The organism is Streptomyces sp. Q6 (assembly GCF_036967205.1).
Taxonomy (GTDB): Bacteria; Actinomycetota; Actinomycetes; order Streptomycetales; family Streptomycetaceae; genus Streptomyces; species Streptomyces citrinus.
Map to the genome: position 1 here is coordinate 254549 of NZ_CP146022.1, position 15128 is coordinate 269676.

Annotated in this window: 12 protein-coding genes; 8 read left to right on the forward strand and 4 right to left on the reverse strand. The window is 70.4% G+C overall.

Annotated elements, in window-relative coordinates; translation table 11 throughout:
* Positions 1 to 166: 166 nt before the first annotated feature.
* Positions 167 to 1609 carry an aldehyde dehydrogenase gene (locus V2W30_RS01335; protein ID WP_338692895.1) on the reverse strand — a complete coding sequence of 481 codons (1443 nt, stop codon included), beginning with the start codon at positions 1607 to 1609 and terminating at the stop codon, positions 167 to 169.
* A 298-nt stretch (positions 1610 to 1907) separates the two neighbouring features.
* Here V2W30_RS01335 and V2W30_RS01340 point away from each other — a divergent pair, with 298 nt between their 5' ends.
* From V2W30_RS01340 to V2W30_RS01355, 4 genes are all read left to right on the forward strand, one after another.
* Positions 1908 to 2975 (forward strand): alpha/beta hydrolase, encoded by a 1068-nt coding sequence (locus V2W30_RS01340; RefSeq protein ID WP_338692897.1) that lies wholly within the window; start codon positions 1908 to 1910, stop codon positions 2973 to 2975.
* A gap of 66 nt (positions 2976 to 3041) precedes the next feature.
* Positions 3042 to 3800 carry a creatininase family protein gene (locus V2W30_RS01345; protein ID WP_338692898.1) on the forward strand — a complete coding sequence of 253 codons (759 nt, stop codon included), beginning with the start codon at positions 3042 to 3044 and terminating at the stop codon, positions 3798 to 3800.
* A 216-nt stretch (positions 3801 to 4016) separates the two neighbouring features.
* Positions 4017 to 4877, forward strand: coding sequence for an alpha/beta hydrolase (locus tag V2W30_RS01350; protein WP_338692900.1), 861 nt, complete (start codon positions 4017 to 4019; stop codon positions 4875 to 4877).
* A 214-nt stretch (positions 4878 to 5091) separates the two neighbouring features.
* Positions 5092 to 5970, forward strand: coding sequence for a helix-turn-helix domain-containing protein (locus V2W30_RS01355; protein ID WP_338692901.1), 879 nt, complete (start codon positions 5092 to 5094; stop codon positions 5968 to 5970).
* A gap of 93 nt (positions 5971 to 6063) precedes the next feature.
* Here the strand turns inward: V2W30_RS01355 and V2W30_RS01360 are convergent, their stop codons facing one another.
* Both V2W30_RS01360 and V2W30_RS01365 read right to left on the reverse strand, forming a co-directional pair.
* Positions 6064 to 6924 (reverse strand): Bax inhibitor-1/YccA family membrane protein, encoded by an 861-nt coding sequence (locus V2W30_RS01360; RefSeq protein WP_338692902.1) that lies wholly within the window; start codon positions 6922 to 6924, stop codon positions 6064 to 6066.
* Positions 6925 to 7067: 143 nt separating this feature from the next.
* A complete protein-coding gene (locus V2W30_RS01365) occupies positions 7068 to 8579 on the reverse strand; it encodes an MDR family MFS transporter (protein WP_338703434.1) in 1512 nt (503 codons plus the stop codon).
* A 324-nt stretch (positions 8580 to 8903) separates the two neighbouring features.
* Between V2W30_RS01365 and V2W30_RS01370 the strand changes: the two genes are divergently transcribed.
* Together V2W30_RS01370 and V2W30_RS01375 are read left to right on the forward strand one after the other, a co-directional pair.
* Entirely contained in the window at positions 8904 to 9392 is a 489-nt protein-coding gene (locus V2W30_RS01370) for a TetR/AcrR family transcriptional regulator (protein ID WP_338703435.1), read from the forward strand.
* Positions 9393 to 9769: 377 nt separating this feature from the next.
* A complete protein-coding gene (locus V2W30_RS01375) occupies positions 9770 to 12496 on the forward strand; it encodes an ATP-binding protein (protein ID WP_425244655.1) in 2727 nt (908 codons plus the stop codon).
* Between the two features lie 11 nt (positions 12497 to 12507).
* Here the strand turns inward: V2W30_RS01375 and V2W30_RS01380 are convergent, their stop codons facing one another.
* Positions 12508 to 13311: an alpha/beta hydrolase gene (locus tag V2W30_RS01380; RefSeq protein WP_338692907.1), complete on the reverse strand. Its 804-nt coding sequence runs from the start codon at positions 13309 to 13311 to the stop codon at positions 12508 to 12510.
* Between the two features lie 323 nt (positions 13312 to 13634).
* Between V2W30_RS01380 and V2W30_RS01385 the strand changes: the two genes are divergently transcribed.
* Positions 13635 to 14117, forward strand: coding sequence for an SsgA family sporulation/cell division regulator (locus V2W30_RS01385; protein WP_338692908.1), 483 nt, complete (start codon positions 13635 to 13637; stop codon positions 14115 to 14117).
* A gap of 145 nt (positions 14118 to 14262) precedes the next feature.
* On the forward strand, positions 14263 to 15108 hold the full coding sequence (locus V2W30_RS01390) for a prephenate dehydratase (RefSeq protein WP_338692910.1): 846 nt from the start codon (positions 14263 to 14265) through the stop codon (positions 15106 to 15108).
* Positions 15109 to 15128 lie beyond the last annotated feature (20 nt).

Consider the following 15128-nt stretch of genomic DNA (forward strand, 5'->3'; position numbering starts at 1 on the left):
ACAGACCTGACTCGTAGCTCCGAGCCGTAGCTCCGAGCCGTAGCTCTGAGCCGTAGCTCCACTCGTACGACAGACGGGCGGCCTCCATGACGGGGGCCGCCCGTCCGCTTTCCGGAACGACACCCCTGCCAGCCCCGGTCACCCGCACTCTGCCGCGCTCACCGGTTCAGACGGTGACGGTCTTGTACTCGGTGTAGGTGCCGAGGCCGACCGCGCCGTACTCGCGACCGATGCCGCTGGACTTGAAGCCGCCGAACGGGCCGTCGAAGGCGACGGAGGCGCCGTTGACCGTGACGGTGCCGGTACGGATGCGGCGGGCGACGGCGAGGGCGTGCTCCTCGTCGCGGGACCAGACGCCGCCGGACAGGCCGTACTCGGAGTCGTTGGCGATACGGACGGCGTCGTCCTCGTCGTCGTAGGCGATGACGACGAGGACCGGGCCGAAGATCTCCTCCTGCGCGATCCGCATGGAGTTGTCGACGTCGGCGAAGACGGTGGGGGTCACGTAGTTGCCCCGCTCCAGGCCCTCGGGGATCTGCGGACCGCCGACGACGAGGCGGGCGCCTTCCTCGATACCGAGCTGGATGTAGTCGCGGACCCGCTTCTGCTGGTCGGGGCGGATCATCGGGCCGATGAAGGTGTCGGGGTCGTCGGGGTCGCCGACCTTCAGTGATCCGACCAGGTCCTTGAGGGCGGTCACGACTTCTTCGTACGTCTCGCGCGGGGCCAGGATGCGGGTCTGGGCGATGCACGACTCGCCGTTGTTGAGCAGGGAGCCGAACTTCAGGCCCGCGACGGCCTTCTCGATGTCGGCGTCGGGCAGGATGACGGCCGCCGACTTGCCGCCCAGTTCCAGGCTGACCCGCTTGAGCTGTTCGCCCGCGATCGAGGCGATGCGGCGCCCTGCGCGGGTCGAGCCGGTGAAGGCGATCTTGTCGACGTCCGGGTGCGACACCAGGTGCTCGCTGGTCTCCCGGTCCGCGGGCAGCACGCTGACGACTCCCTCGGGCAGGCCCACCCGCTGGAGCAGCTCGGCGAGGAAGCCCATGCTCAGCGAGTTCTCCGGAGACACCTTGAGGACCACGGAGTTGCCCGCGAGCAACGCGGGGATGATCTTGGAGGTGGCCGAGGAGAAGGGTGAGTTCCACGGGATCACGGCGGCCACGACGCCGACGGCTTCGCGGCGCACGACGCTGCGTGCCGGGGACGACGGGTCCGAGGGGGCGAGGGTCTCCTCCCAGGCAAACTCCTCGGCCGCCTTCAGGTAGGCGTTCGCCTGGCGGGTCAGGCCGGGCTGCCCGGCCCGGGTGAACCAGCCCGCGGAGCCGCTCTCCAGGGAGATCAGGTGGGCGGCCTTCTCGGCGTTCTCCTCGCGCAGCGCGTTGAACCTGCGCAACAGCGCGATCCGCTCCGCCGGAGGGGTCAGCCGCCACTCACCCCCGTCGAACGACGCTCGGGCCGCGGCCACAGCCCGGTCGATGTCCGCCGGCCGCGCCTGGGCCACACGTCCGATCAGGGACTGGTCGTGCGGCGAGACGATGTCGAGCAGTTCGGTGTCGCTCGGCTCGACCCAGGATCCGCCGATGAAAAGCCGGTCGTAGGTGATCATGTGCGCTCTCTCTTCCCGTGCTGGCCGGTTGGGCGCCCTTCTTAACTGTCACTTAAATGTAGCACTTGTGGCAGCACATTGCACACACCAGGGGCGATGAGTGAGTGATGCTCCCCCTCACAGCATCTCTCGATGGGTGTGCCGGTCCGTGGAGACACGTTTCTCCCTCAGTCGAATGACTGCCCGGTGTCGCACTCCCGCCCGACCGTCATCTGACGGATGCATGGGCCTTCGCGGCGGGCGAGAGTGTGTGTCGCCAGCCCGTTCCGGGCGACGTTCACACACGAGAGGCTTCGACATGATCGACAGGCGCACCTTCACCAAGGCGGTCGGACTGGGTACCGGCGCGGCCGCCGTATCGCTGGCCGGCCTCCAGGGCAACGCGTCCGCCTCGAGCGCCTCGTACGGCCCCGACGGCTCCACCGCCCCCACGGTGCCCACCATCGCACCGGGCACGCACACCGAGTTCACGACGCTCAAGCACGTCAAGGCGGGTGTCCTGGAGGTCAGTTACGCGGAGCTCGGACCGGCCCACGGCCCGGTCGTCCTCCTGCTGCACGGCTGGCCGTACGACATCCACAGCTACGTCGACGTCGCCCCGCTCCTCGCCGACCAGGGCTATCGCGTCCTCGTCCCCTACCTGCGCGGTCACGGCAGCACACGTTTCCTGTCCAGCCGGACCCCGCGCACGGCCGAGCAGTCGGCCATCGCCCTGGACATCATCGCGTTCATGGACGCGCTCAAGATTCCGAAGGCCACCCTCGCCGGCTTCGACTGGGGCTCGCGTACCGCGGACATCATCGCCGCCCTGTGGCCGGAGCGCGTCAAGTCCATGGTCTCCACCGGCGGTTACCTGATCACCAACGTCAAGGCGCAGCTCGAACCCGCCCTCCCGGCCGTCGAGCACAACTGGTGGTACCAGTGGTACTTCGCCAGCGAGCGCGGCAAGAAGGCGATGGAGGACGAGAAGGAGCGCATCGCGCTGTGCCGATACGTATGGACGCTGGTCTCCCCGAACTGGAGCTTCTCGGACGCCGTCTTCGACCGTACCGCCGAGGCCTTCAAGAACCCCGACTACGCCGCCATCGTGCTCTACAACTACCGCTGGCGGATCGGCCTCATCGAGGGTGAGCGCCGCTACGACCGCTACGAGAAGCTGCTCGCGGCCCAGCCTCCCATCCAGGTGCCGACCGTCACCCTCGACGCGGCCCTCGACCCCTTCACGGCGCCGGGCGACGGTTCCGCCTACCGCGGCCACTTCACCGGCCCGTACCTGCACCGCACGATCGCGGACATCGGACACAACCTGCCGCAGGAGGCGCCCACCGTCTTCGCCCAGGCCGTCGTCGACGCCGACCACCTCTGAGATCCCCTCACCCGCCTCCGGCCCGGTGCCGCACACCGTGTCGGCCCCGTCCAGGAGGAGTCCTAGATGAGCGAAGTCCAGTGGAACCGACTGACCGCCGCCGAGCTGCGTGCCCTCGCGGCGCAGGACGCGGTGGTGCTCGTACCCATCGGGGCCACCGAGCAGCACGGGCCCCATCTCCCCACCGGCGTCGACGACTTCCTCGCCACGGAGGTCTGTCATCGAGCGGCGACACTCGCAGCCGAGCACACCGACGTGGTGGTCACTCCGTCGATCCCCACAGGGCTGTCGGAGCACCACATGCCCTTCGGCGGCACCCTCACGCTCAGCCTGCCGACGCTGCACGCGTTGCTGCGTGACCTCTGCCGGTCCGTGGTCCGGGTCGGTTTCTCCCGCATCCTGATCGCCAACGGGCACGGCGGGAACATGACCGCCCTCAACGCGCTCACGACCGAGCTGACCGTGGAGTTGTCCACGCCGATCGCCTTCGCCAGCTACTTCGGCGCCGGACGGGAGGTCGTGCGGGACACCCTGGAGAGCCAGAGCGGTCTCATGCACGCGTGCGAGGGCGAGACGTCGATGATGATGGCGGCCCACCCCGACCTGATCCGCGACGAGCACCTGGCGGAGGCGCACGGGCCACGGATCACCCTGCCGGCGGAGTCCACCGAACCGTTGTTCATGGCCGTGCCCTTCGACCGGATCACGCGGACCGGGGTCGCGGGCGACGCTCGGGTGGCGACCGCGGAGAAGGGCGAACGGATACTGGCCGGCTGCGCCGCGGCGCTGGCGGACATCATCGTGCGCGACCCCTGGGCGAAGTAGCGCCCCTTCGCGCCGCCACGGGCGCCGTCGCGCCGCGCGACGGCGCTCCCGACCGGTAGGGACCGGTTCCTACGTCGCCCGAGCCCCCGCGCCAAGTCACCGTCTTGACCAGTGACCATAGGCATGGCACATTGCATCACCATCTAGAGGGGTGATGGTCGGTCGTCGTCGACCTGGCCCTCCACCCCCATTCCGAAGTGTCTGAAAGGATTTCCCATGATGAGCAACAAGGGCGGCCGCAAGCCGCTGACCACCGGCGCGGTCGCGGTGGCCGCGGCGGGGCTCGTGTTCGGCGCGATCGCCCTCAGCGGCACCGCCAACGGCGCGACCGGGGCCGTCAAGGCCACCGACGCCGACCGGCACGCCAAGCCGACCGTCGTTCTGGAGCACGGCGCCTTCGCCGACGCCTCCAGCTGGAACGGTGTCATCGCCGATCTGCGCGCCGACGGCTACCCGGTCGTCGCCGCGGCCAACCCGCTGCGCGGCCCTGCCTCCGACGCGGCCGCCCTGCGCACGGTCCTCGACCACGTCAAGGGCCCGAAGATCCTCGTGGGCCACTCCTACGGCGGCAACGTGATCAGCGAGGCCGCCACCGGCGACCCCGAGGTCAAGGCCCTGGTGTACGTCGCGGCCTTCCTGCCCGCCCCCGGCGAGAGCGCCCTGGAACTCACCGGCAAGTACCCGGGCTCCACGCTCCCCGACGCCCTCGACCCGGTCACCTACCAGCAGGCAGACGGGTCCACCACTACCGACCTCTACATCCAGCAGGACAAGTTCCGCCACCAGTTCGCCGCCGACGTGTCCACGAAGCAGGCCGCCCTGATGGCCGCGGGGCAGCGGCCCATCGCCCAGGCCGCTCTGGAGGAGAAGGCCACCACGGCGGCCTGGAAGGCCAAGCCCAGTTGGGCCGTCGTCACCACCGACGATCTCAACATCCCCGTCGCGGTGCAGCGCTTCATGACCGAGCGCGCCCACGCGCACACCACCGAGGTCGCCGCGTCCCACTCGGTCGCCGTCTCCCACCCCCGCCTGGTGACGGACGTGATCGAGCGGGCCGCCCGCGCCACCGTCCACTGACGCCTCCGAGGGCGGCGGGACGTACGGTCCCGCCGCCCCGGGCCGCGTCGAGGACATCACCCGGACACGGCGCCGGACGCACGAACGACGATCACCGGACACACACGCGGGACGCGCGAACGACGATCACCCGTCACACACGCCGGGTGCACGCGTCCCGATCACCCGGCGCCGGCACAGGCGCGCGGATCACGGCAGACGGGAGAACGACCGCATGAACACGCACACCAGCGCCCGCAGGCTCGGGGAGTTCCTCAAGGCCCGCCGGGCCGAGCTGTGCCCGAGCGAGTGCGGCCTGCCCGAGACGGACTCCCGCCGGGTCGCCGGGCTGCGACGCGAGGAGGTCGCCCGGCTCGCCGCGATCAGCGTGGACTACTACACCCGGCTCGAACAGGGCCGCGTCCGCGCTTCCGCGTCCGTCCTCGACACTCTGTCGCGCGCCCTGCGCCTCGACGAGGACCAGGAGCGCTACCTCTACGAAGTGGCGGGGCGCACGGACGACCGGCCGCGCCGCACACGCCCTCCCGTCCAGGAGGTACGGCCCGCCCTGCGGCGCCTGCTGGCCCAGCTCACGCAGACGCCCGCTCTCGTCCTCGGCAGGCGCCTGGACGTCCTGGCGTGGAACGTCTCCGCCGTCGCGCTCTACACCGACTTCGCCGCGATCCCGGTGGCCCACCGCAACTACCTGCGCCTGATGTTCAGCCACCCCGCGATCAGGGCCCTGCACCGGGAGTGGGAACACGACGCCCGCGACGCGGTCGCCGCGGTACGGATGGAGGCCGGCACCGATCCCGACGACCCCGAACTCGCACGGCTGGTCGGCGACTTGACCCTGCGGGACAGCGACTTCGGCAGGTGGTGGGCCGAGCACCGCGTGAACAGCGCGACGTCCGGCACCAAGCACTACCGCCACCCTCTGGTCGGCGACCTCACCCTGGACTGCGACACGTGGTCCGGATCCGACGGCTCCGGTCAACGTCTGATGGTGCTGACCGCCGAGGCCGGCAGCCCTTCCCACGATGCCCTGCGCATCCTCACCGCCTGGAACGCGAACCAGGCGAGCGCGGAAACGGCCGGAACCCGGACCCCCTGACGCCGCCCGCCCGTCCCCCTGAAGTATCTGCTGGATGTACGAAAGGACCGGCCCCTTCCCCGGGGGCCGGTCCTTTCGCGTGGCGGCGGGCCGTCAGTAGAGCTCATCCGACGGGTAGAGCGTGAACAGCCTGATCGTCTCCACGTACAACCAGGTCAGGGTCAAAGTGAGCCCGAACGCGGCTGTCCAGGACAGGTTTCCGGGCGCACCGCACGTGATGCCGTCCACGACCTTCCCGAGGTGCAGGGACAGGAAGGACGCCGCCAGGGCGACGCCCACGAGGCCCGCGCAGACTCCGAGACCAGGGGTGCTCAGGCCGAGCCCGTCGGCGTACAGGAGGGGAAACAGGACCACGTCGGCGAGGGCGAGGAACCCCAGTCCGAGGAGCCCGGCTCCGGCGAGCGGCACGAAGCGGCGACCTGCCCGCATCCAGTGGAGGGCCCGAGCGGCGAGGACCCCGGCACAACCGGCCATCGTCCCCAGCACCAACTGCACGAGGACACCTGGTGCGAGGTGGCGCGAGACGGACGCCGAAAGCGCCGCGAGGAACACACCCTGGACCACGGCGAACGTCAGGGTCATGGCCGGCGAGAGAAGATTCCTGCGGCGCTGTATCCAGACGAGTGCGGTGCCTGCCAGCCCGGTACCGGTGGTGATGCCGTAGGCCGCGGCCGTACCGATCGGAACGTGCTCCAGCAGGGTCCACGACACCACGGCAGCGAGGGTGCTCGACGCGAGCCCCAGTGCGGCACGGGCGACGACGGAGTCCATCGTCATCAGGTCGGCGACGGGGAGGGGCAGGGGTGCGAGATCGTCATCGCGGATCGGGCCAGGGACTGCCGTGGTCCGGCCCGGCGCGACGGCCATCCCCGACCGGGGGTCCCTGGCCGCCGTCTTCGGCCCACCGCGCCGAGCGAACTGCGGTCGGGCGAGTACGGGGTTGCTGCTGGTCATCGAAGGCTGCCGTTCGACCGGTGTCACGCCAGGTCCTCTTCTCCCGCTCGAAACCGTCGACTGGACGGTGCGGACTCGAAGGTGTCGGCTCGAAGATCTCGGCCGTGCTCAGCCTGACGGGCCGGACGAACGCGGCGCATCAGTCACTTGACGGTGCGAGTCACAGCGCGTCGGCCGAGGTGTCGGTCGTCTCGTGCGACGAGCTGAGGTTCCTCAGGTGCGGTCCCGCCGTCGGTCTTTCGGGCCGGCTTGAGGAAGAGGGCGAGCACGATGCCGACGGCGAGGGCGGGGGCGATCCAGAGGTAACCCGTGGCTGTCGCGTGAGCGAAGGCGTCCCGTGCGGTGTCGCGCGCGGCGGCGGGCAGGTGGCCGATGGTGTCGGGGCGGGCGGCGTCGAAGCCTCCGTCGGTCGGCAGACTCCGGGTGCGGTCGGCGAAGCCAGTGTTGAGCAGGGTGCCGAAGACGGCGACTCCGAAGGCCGCGCCGATGGAGCGGGAGAAGGTGACGACGGCGCTGGCGGCGCCCAGATCGGTGGCGGGCACGCTGTTCTGGACCGTGGTCAGTACAACCATGGGGACCATGCCGATACCGACGCCGGTGACGAGGAAGTAGACGCTCAGCACCAGGGTGCCGGTGGTGGCGCCGATGGTGCTCAGCAGGAGCAGCCCGGTGAGGTTGGCGGTGAGCCCGGCGAGCAGGATCACCCGCAGCCGCTCCACGTGCGCGGCCCAGCGTCCGGCCAGAAACTGGCTGACGACGAGACCGGCGACCAACGGGAGCAGGTAGACGCCGGAGAGTGTCGCCGAGACACCGTGGACTATCTGGAGACAGGTCGGCAGATAGACGAGAACGGCGAACATGGCGGCGTTGGCGAAGAAGCCGATCAGCGAGGAGAAGACCACGATCCTGGAACCGAGCATGGCCGGCGGCAGCACCGGGGCGGCGGCGCGGCGCTCGACCGGCACCAGGAGCGCGCCGAGGACGACTGTGGCGGCGATCAGGCCGACGATGCCCGGTGAGCCCCAGCCCCAGCGCTCGCCGAAGGACGTGATCAGGACCAGCCCGGTGGCGATGGCGGCCAGAACGGTGGCGCCGAGGTAGTCGATGCGGGCCTTGGCGCCACGGGTCGTGGTGGGCAGCGCACGGGCGGCGATGGCCACGGCGACGACGCCGACGGGCAGATTGATCAGGAAGGCCCAGCGCCAGGACAACCGATCGGTGAAGATGCCGCCCAGCAGCGGGCCGACGATGCTGGCCACGCCGTAGACCGAGCCGAACATGCCCTGGTAGCGGCCGCGTTCGCTCGGGGCGACGATGTCGCCGACGAGGGCGAACGTCAGCACGATCATGCCGCCGCCGCCCACGCCCTGGAGTACGCGGGCGCCGATCAGCTCAGGCAGGTTCTGCGCCAGACCGCATGCCACGGATGCGATCAGGAAGACCGAGGTGGACGCCAGGTAGAGCCGCTTACGGCCGAACATGTCGCCGAGCTTGCCCCACAGCGGCGTCACCGCCGTGGAGGCGAGGAGGTATGCGGCGCTGACCCAGGCGATGTCGTCGAACCCGTTCAGGTCCTGCGCCATCCGGGGCAGTGCGGTGGAGACGATCGTCTGGTCCAGTGCGGCCAGGAGGACCGCGAGGATCAGCGCGCTCATGGCCGCGGCCGCGCCGCCTGCCGCGGGAGTCGCGGACTGCTGTGCCGCGGACTGCTGCGCCGCGGTCTGCTGCGCCTTCGACATCGGGAATTGCCTTTCCGGAAGTGGTGCACCTGGGCGGCGTGCCGACCGCACCCCCACGATGAGGCCCATTGAGCTGGCACTAGACCTCACATCTGCCACATTAATGTAGCAGTTACTGTGGATGGGTCTACTCCGGAGAGGCGCTAGAGGTCTCAGGTTTCACATATCGCCACTAGACTCGGTGCGGTGAGAGCCGACGCAGCACGCAATCTGGAAGCAGTACTGACCACCGGCGCGCGCATGCTCGCCACCGACCCGGGCGCCAGCATCGCGAGCATCGCCACCGAGGCGGGTGTGGACCGGCGCACCGTCTACCGGCGCTTCGCCTCCCGCGACGAACTCCTCGCCGCCATCTACACATCCCGACTCGAAGCCATCGAACGCTCCATCGAGGACGCGCGGCTGCGCGAAGCACCCGTCGCCGTAGCCCTGCACCGCTACGTCGAGAACATCATCACCGTCAACCGCACCTGGCCCGTCGACCTCACGCACATGCTGACCGACGACGGCTTCCGCGCCCGCCGCGACGCCTGCATCGCCGAGGTCGACACCTTCCTGGCCCGTGCCACGGACGAGGGACTGCTCCGGCCCGGCCTGCCGGACGGCTGGGCGAGCGCCCTGCTCCCTCAGCTGATGCACCTCGTGTCCCGGGAGCGGCCCGAGCTGAGCCCGGCGCAGGCGGCGGACATCGTCGTCGACACCCTGCTGCACGGCCTCGGAGCACCCTGACACACCTCGAACACGGACGGCCTACGACTCACATGCAGCCACCTGCCGGGGCGGTCAGCACATGTGAGTGAGCAACCCGGCAACAAACCTTTCAGCCATCCGACGTGACGAAGTGTCCGGCGGCCCTTACTCTGCTGCCTGACCCTGGTCAGGGCTGCTTGAGCCTGCTCGAGGTGGGACGGGCCGGGCATGTTTCGGCGCGGCGGCACACTTGCTCGCAGCGGTGGGGGCCATTCCGGCGAGAAGGACGAGGGACGACGACGTATCCTCGCTTCGATGCCTGGGTGCGACCCGTCCGTAAGGATGCGATGGCGCCTGCGCGGGGGCTGGTTCAGCGGTGAAGGGAGTGGGGGATCGTGGAGTCGGTCGTAGCGACAATGGTCGGCCGCGAGAGCGAGCAGGAGGTGTTGTCGGCGTTCGTGGCCGACCCCGGGGGCCGGTCCCTCGTGCTGCGCGGCGACACAGGTGTGGGTAAGAGCGCACTACTGGAACATGTGGCCGACGTCGCGTCGCGACACGGGTACCGGACCATCCGGGCGGCCGGCGTCGAGGCGGAGTCGGAGCTGCCGTTCGCCGGTCTGCATCAGTTCCTGTATCCGCTACTGTCCTCCATCGACCAGCTGGACGACACCCACCGCAAGGTGTTCGACGTCGTGTTCGGCCGGAGCCAGGAGACACCTCCCTCGGTCATGACACTCGGCATCGCCGTGCTCGACCTGCTCTCCCTGGCGGCGTCGCAGGAGCCCTTGCTGCTCGTGCTCGACGACGGCCAGTGGATGGACGCCTCCAGCATCGGGGTGTGCGGGTTCGTGGGGCGCCGCCTGACCGGCAGCTCCGTCAAGCTCGTCGTCGTACTCCGCTCCGACCTGCCCTCGGGCTTCGACACCGCCGCACTGCCGGAGCTTCCCGTCACCACACTGTCGGAGAAGGCCTCCGAGCAGCTCCTGGACACCCGGCACCCGGGACTCGATCCGCGAACCCGGCGCCTGGTGCTGGACGAGGCGCAGGGCAACGCCCTGGCGCTGCTCGAACTGCCGCCCTACGTCCGGCGAGCGGGACGCGCCTCCGGGGAGCGGCTCGGGTACACCGGCATCCCGCTCCCGGTCCGCCTGCAACAGGTGTACGGCGCCCGGATCGAGGCCCTCGGCGACGGCGTGCGCGCGGAGTTGCTGCGCGGCGCGCTGGACGGTGCCGGTGCGACGGCCGGCAGCCCGCGGGGCACGCGCTACCGGATGACCGGGGCCGACGAGGCGGCGGACTGCGGTCTGCTGGACATCGATCCGCTCACCGGGGACTTCATCTTCCGGCACCCCCTGGTGCGTTCGACCGTCGTCCAGACGGCGACGCCCAACGAACGCCGCGCCGCGCACGCCATGCTCGCGCAGGTGCACCGTGACGATCTGGAACGCCGTGCGACACACCTGGCGGCCTCGACGATCGACCCCGACGAGGAGGTCGCGGCCGTCCTGGAGGCGGCCGCGGAATCCGCCACGGTGCAGGGCGGCGCACTGTCCGCCGTGGCGTGGCTGACACGGGCCGCGGAGCTGAGCGAGAGCCACGAGGAACGATCCAGGCGGCTGGGCAGCGCGGCGTACATCGCCGGCCACTCCGGCCAGTTGGACCAGGCCCGGCAGCTGATCCGCTCCGGGTCCGGCATCGGCGATTCGCCGAGTTCGGTGGTCACTTCGGGCTATGTCGCGCTCTTCGAGGACGGCGATGTTCGGTCCTCGCACCGGCAGGTCTTCGCCGCGATCGAGAGCATGCGCGACGCGGGGGTGAACGAACGGGACGAGATCCTCACGCGCCTCGTCGACCTGTTGCTGGCGATCAGTCAGTACGCGAGTGACGAGACCGCGTGGGAACGTACCCATGAACTCCTCGGCGGGCTCGGCGACTTGGTGCCCTCGCACTCGCGGATCTTCGAGGACGCCTGGGGCGATGTCGTACGCCGGGGAGCCGGGGTGGACGAGCGGGTGGAGCGTGCCTTCGTCGGCCTCGCGGACCTGGAACCGTGGGGTGTCACCAGGCTGGGAGTCGCCGCGTACCACGTGGACACCCTCAGCCAGTACCGGCCTCACCTTCAGCGCACGGTGGACCGCGAGGTGGAGACGGGGGCCCTGGCCGACGTCATGACCATGCTGCACCTGATCATGCTCGACCAGATCGCGGTCGGTGAGTGGGACGAGGCAGGGCGCACCGGGCAGCGCTGCCTGGAGCTGACGACGGCCCACCAGCACGATCTGTTCACGTATCACACCCACGCCTACCTCGGGCAGGTCGCGGCGCTGCAAGGCGATATCGAGCGGGCCCGGGAACTCCAGTCCCTGGTCGACACCTGGGCCCGGCCCCGCGGCGTCGGCTTCCTCACCCAGATCACCGACGCGATCGGCACCACCACCGCCCTCGCCGAGGGCGACTACGAAGCCGCGTATCTCCACGCCATCGGCATCACACCGCCCGGAGTCTTCCGCCCCTACGCGCACCAGGCCTCCCGCACCCTCCTCGATCTCGTCGAAGCCGCCCTGCACACCGGTCGCGCCGAGCAGGCCCGCACCCACGCCCTCGCCGCCCAGCGGGCCGACCTCCCCGGAATCTCCCCTCGGCTCGCCCTCGTCACGTACGGGGCTCTCGCCATGACCGCCACCGACCCCGGCGAGGCCGAGACCTTGTACCGCAAGGCCGAGACCCACCCGCACAGCGCGAACCACCCCTTCGAACTCGCCCGCATCCACCTCTCTCACGGCATCCGGCTCCGCCACACCCAGGGGCGGAAAGCCGCACGGCTCCCCCTCACCCTCGCCGCGGAGACCTTCGAGCGACTCGGCGCACCCTCGTGGACCGAGCGAGCTCGCGCCGAACTCCGGGCGACCGGTGCGTCCGCCCTCGCGCCCTCGGCTCATCTCGCGGCCCTGACCTGGCAGGAGCGCCGGATCGCGGAGCTCGCGGCGAGCGGGCTGACCAACAAGGAGATCGGCCAGCGAATGCATCTCTCGCCTCGCACGGTCAGCTCACACCTGTACCGGGTCTTCCCGAAACTCGGCATCACCGCGCGCGCCGCGCTGCGCGACGCCCTGGCGAAGGTTCCCGGTGACCAGCACGTGTGACCGCGCCGCGTTCACCCCTCCCCCGGATACGGATGGATGCCCATGTCGTCGAGCCAGCGGAGCACATGGTCGGCGACGTAGCGCCAGCCGTTGTCCATGACGAGGGAGTGGGCGCGGTCGGCGAACTGCTTGAGGTCGGTCGCCGCCGTGGAGTCGCCGTAGGCCTTGTACGCGGCCCGGGTGACGGAGTCGGGCACGAGCAGGTCCTCCTGACCGGAGATCAGCAGCAGCGGCCCCCTGTCGGTGTTGCCGATGTCCGCGACGGCGTACGGGCTGCGCGCCGCCCCCGCGCAGCCGAGGTCGGCGAGGAGCCGGCGCGGGGCGGGCACCACGTAGCGTTCGTGGAGCCGCTCGGCCTCCGCCGTGTCGAGGGTGTTCGCGAAGACCTTCCGGAACTGTTCCGGGGACAGCGGCACCAGTGGTCCGTCGCCGTCCCGGTCCGGGGTCCACAGTCCGGGCCGGGCGGCGGGCAGCGGGATGTCGTTGATGGGGGCGGCCGCGATGGCCACCGCGGCCCGCCCGATGTTGACACCGATGAGGTGCTGGGCGATGAGCCCGCCGACCGAGTGTCCGACGATGACCGGAGCCCGGTCGAGGGAGCGCACGATCGCCGCGTAGTGGTCCGTCAACACGTCGAGGCCGATGCCGTGGAAGGGCTCGGGCGACCTGCGCGTCTCCCGGGCGGTGGCCGCCTCCCCCGGCCACCCGGGGGTGAGGGGGAGGAATCCCCGGCCGGCGAAGCGCTCGGCCCATGACTCCCAGGAGAGGGCGTGCAGCCACTCGCCATGGATGAAGACGACGGGCGTACGGTTCACGGTTGGCTCCTCCGAGCATGACGACCTTCATGAGGCTCCGGCGGCGCGGGCGATGGTTTCAGGATCGTTCAGGCGCGGATCAGGGGCGACAGTCGAATGACTTAATGTCGGCGCCCCGAGGCCGTGGCGTGCGACGACGTGTCGACGATCGGGCTCTCGCGCCGGGTGGACGAAGAGGGACAGGGTCTCTCTTCTCGGGCGTCGACGCCCGCGGTCCGCGTCGCAGCCCGTGGAGTTCGACGGTCAAGTTACTGATGTACGTCGGTCCCGCGGGGACGAGAGTGACTCGGGTCAGCTTCCGCCCCAGAGAAGGGTCCTCCGTCATGAGCGGCAACCATCCCGGTGTCCAGACTTCCCGGACGGCGTCGTACGGCAGCGGTCCCGAGCTGGTCCTGGACCTGGACATCGAGCGCCTGCTCGGCGTCTCGGCCCGGCAGGCCATCAGGGCGGAGTTCCGGTTCGATCCCGGGTCGCCGCTGGTAGTCCGCGTGGAGTTCGTCATCGCGGGCGGCGCCCGCGTGCTGTGGCGGATCGGCCGCGATCTGCTCCAGCAGGGGTTGTACTCGGTGAGCGGTCTCGGTGACGTGCAGATGTGGCCGGCGTATCCGGCGCGGGCCGTGGCCACGGCCCGGCTGCGATTGACCTCCGGGGACATGGCGGCGCTGTTCGAGCTGCCCGTGCCGCCGCTGGCGGCGTGGCTGCGACACACCTACGACCTCGTTCCCGCCGGTCGGGAACTCGCCGAGATCGACTGGGACGTCGCGACGGCGGACCTGCTCCAGGACCCCGCGGCCCAGTCGGACTGACACCCCGCAGCCGCCACCGACCCGGCGCACTCCGCGCCCCGGAGTCTCTCCACGTGGACAGCTCCGCGGTGTTCCGGCGTCCTCGGTCTACGGTTGATCCGCTGCCGGCCGAAGGCGCCGGCTCTCCGACCGAAAGTTATCTGCCGTGACGAGCGTGGCTTACCAGGGTGAATACGCCTCCAATTCCGCGACGGCCGCCCAGACGCTGTTCCCCGGATGCGCCGAGCTGCCCTTCACGAGCTTCGAGCAGGCCCTGGACGCGGTGACGCTCGGCAGCGCCGATGTGGCGGTGATCCCGGTCGACAACTCCGCCGCCGGGCGCGTGGCGGACGTACACCATCTGCTGCCGGAATCGGGCCTGTTCGTCGTCGGCGAGTACTTCCTCGCGATCCACTTCGACCTCGTCGGTGTCCCCGGGGCGTCGCTCGACCAGGTGGAACAGGTCCGCTCCCATGTGCACGCGCTCGGGCAGTGTCGCAAGGTGCTGCGCGAGGGCGGCTGGCGCACGCTGATCAGCGATGACACGGCGGGGGCCGCCCGCGAGGTGGCGGAGCTGGGCAGCCCGCGGCACGCGGCCCTGGCCCCGCCCGCCGCGGCCCGGCACTACGGCCTGGAGGTGCTGCGGGCAGGTGTCGAGGACGACCCGGACAACACGACACGCTTCGTCGTCCTGTCCCGCGACGCCGACTTCGCCCCGCTCACGGACGAGCCGACGATGACGAGCCTGTTCTTCGCCGTACGCAACATTCCCAGCGCCCTCTACAAGGCGCTGGGCGGCTTCGCCAGCAACACCGTGAACCTGACGAAGATCGAGAGCTATCAGATGGGTGCGGGCTTCAACCCCAGCTGCTTCTACATCGAGATCGAGGGGCATCCCGACGACACCCGGGTCGCGCTGGCCCTTCAGGAGCTGCGCTTCTTCTCCTCGGAGGTCCGCGTCCTCGGCGTCTACCCGGCGCACCCGCACCGGCTGCGCGAGCGGGTCCTGTAGCGGGTGGCGGGGCCCATGCG

What these genes read in the sequence shown, in the direction of transcription:
- V2W30_RS01355 (WP_338692901.1), top strand. Translation starts at nt 5,092, where the DNA reads ATGAACACGCACACCAGCGCCCGCAGGCTCGGGGAGTTCCTCAAGGCC.
- V2W30_RS01375 (WP_425244655.1), top strand. Translation starts at nt 9,770, where the DNA reads ATGGTCGGCCGCGAGAGCGAGCAGGAGGTGTTGTCGGCGTTCGTGGCC.
- V2W30_RS01350 (WP_338692900.1), top strand. Translation starts at nt 4,017, where the DNA reads ATGATGAGCAACAAGGGCGGCCGCAAGCCGCTGACCACCGGCGCGGTC.
- V2W30_RS01385 (WP_338692908.1), top strand. Translation starts at nt 13,635, where the DNA reads ATGAGCGGCAACCATCCCGGTGTCCAGACTTCCCGGACGGCGTCGTAC.
- V2W30_RS01345 (WP_338692898.1), top strand. Translation starts at nt 3,042, where the DNA reads ATGAGCGAAGTCCAGTGGAACCGACTGACCGCCGCCGAGCTGCGTGCC.
- V2W30_RS01335 (WP_338692895.1), bottom strand. Translation starts at nt 1,609, where the DNA reads ATGATCACCTACGACCGGCTTTTCATCGGCGGATCCTGGGTCGAGCCG.
- V2W30_RS01370 (WP_338703435.1), top strand. Translation starts at nt 8,904, where the DNA reads ATGCTCGCCACCGACCCGGGCGCCAGCATCGCGAGCATCGCCACCGAG.
- V2W30_RS01365 (WP_338703434.1), bottom strand. Translation starts at nt 8,579, where the DNA reads ATGAGCGCGCTGATCCTCGCGGTCCTCCTGGCCGCACTGGACCAGACG.
- V2W30_RS01340 (WP_338692897.1), top strand. Translation starts at nt 1,908, where the DNA reads ATGATCGACAGGCGCACCTTCACCAAGGCGGTCGGACTGGGTACCGGC.
- V2W30_RS01360 (WP_338692902.1), bottom strand. Translation starts at nt 6,924, where the DNA reads ATGACCAGCAGCAACCCCGTACTCGCCCGACCGCAGTTCGCTCGGCGC.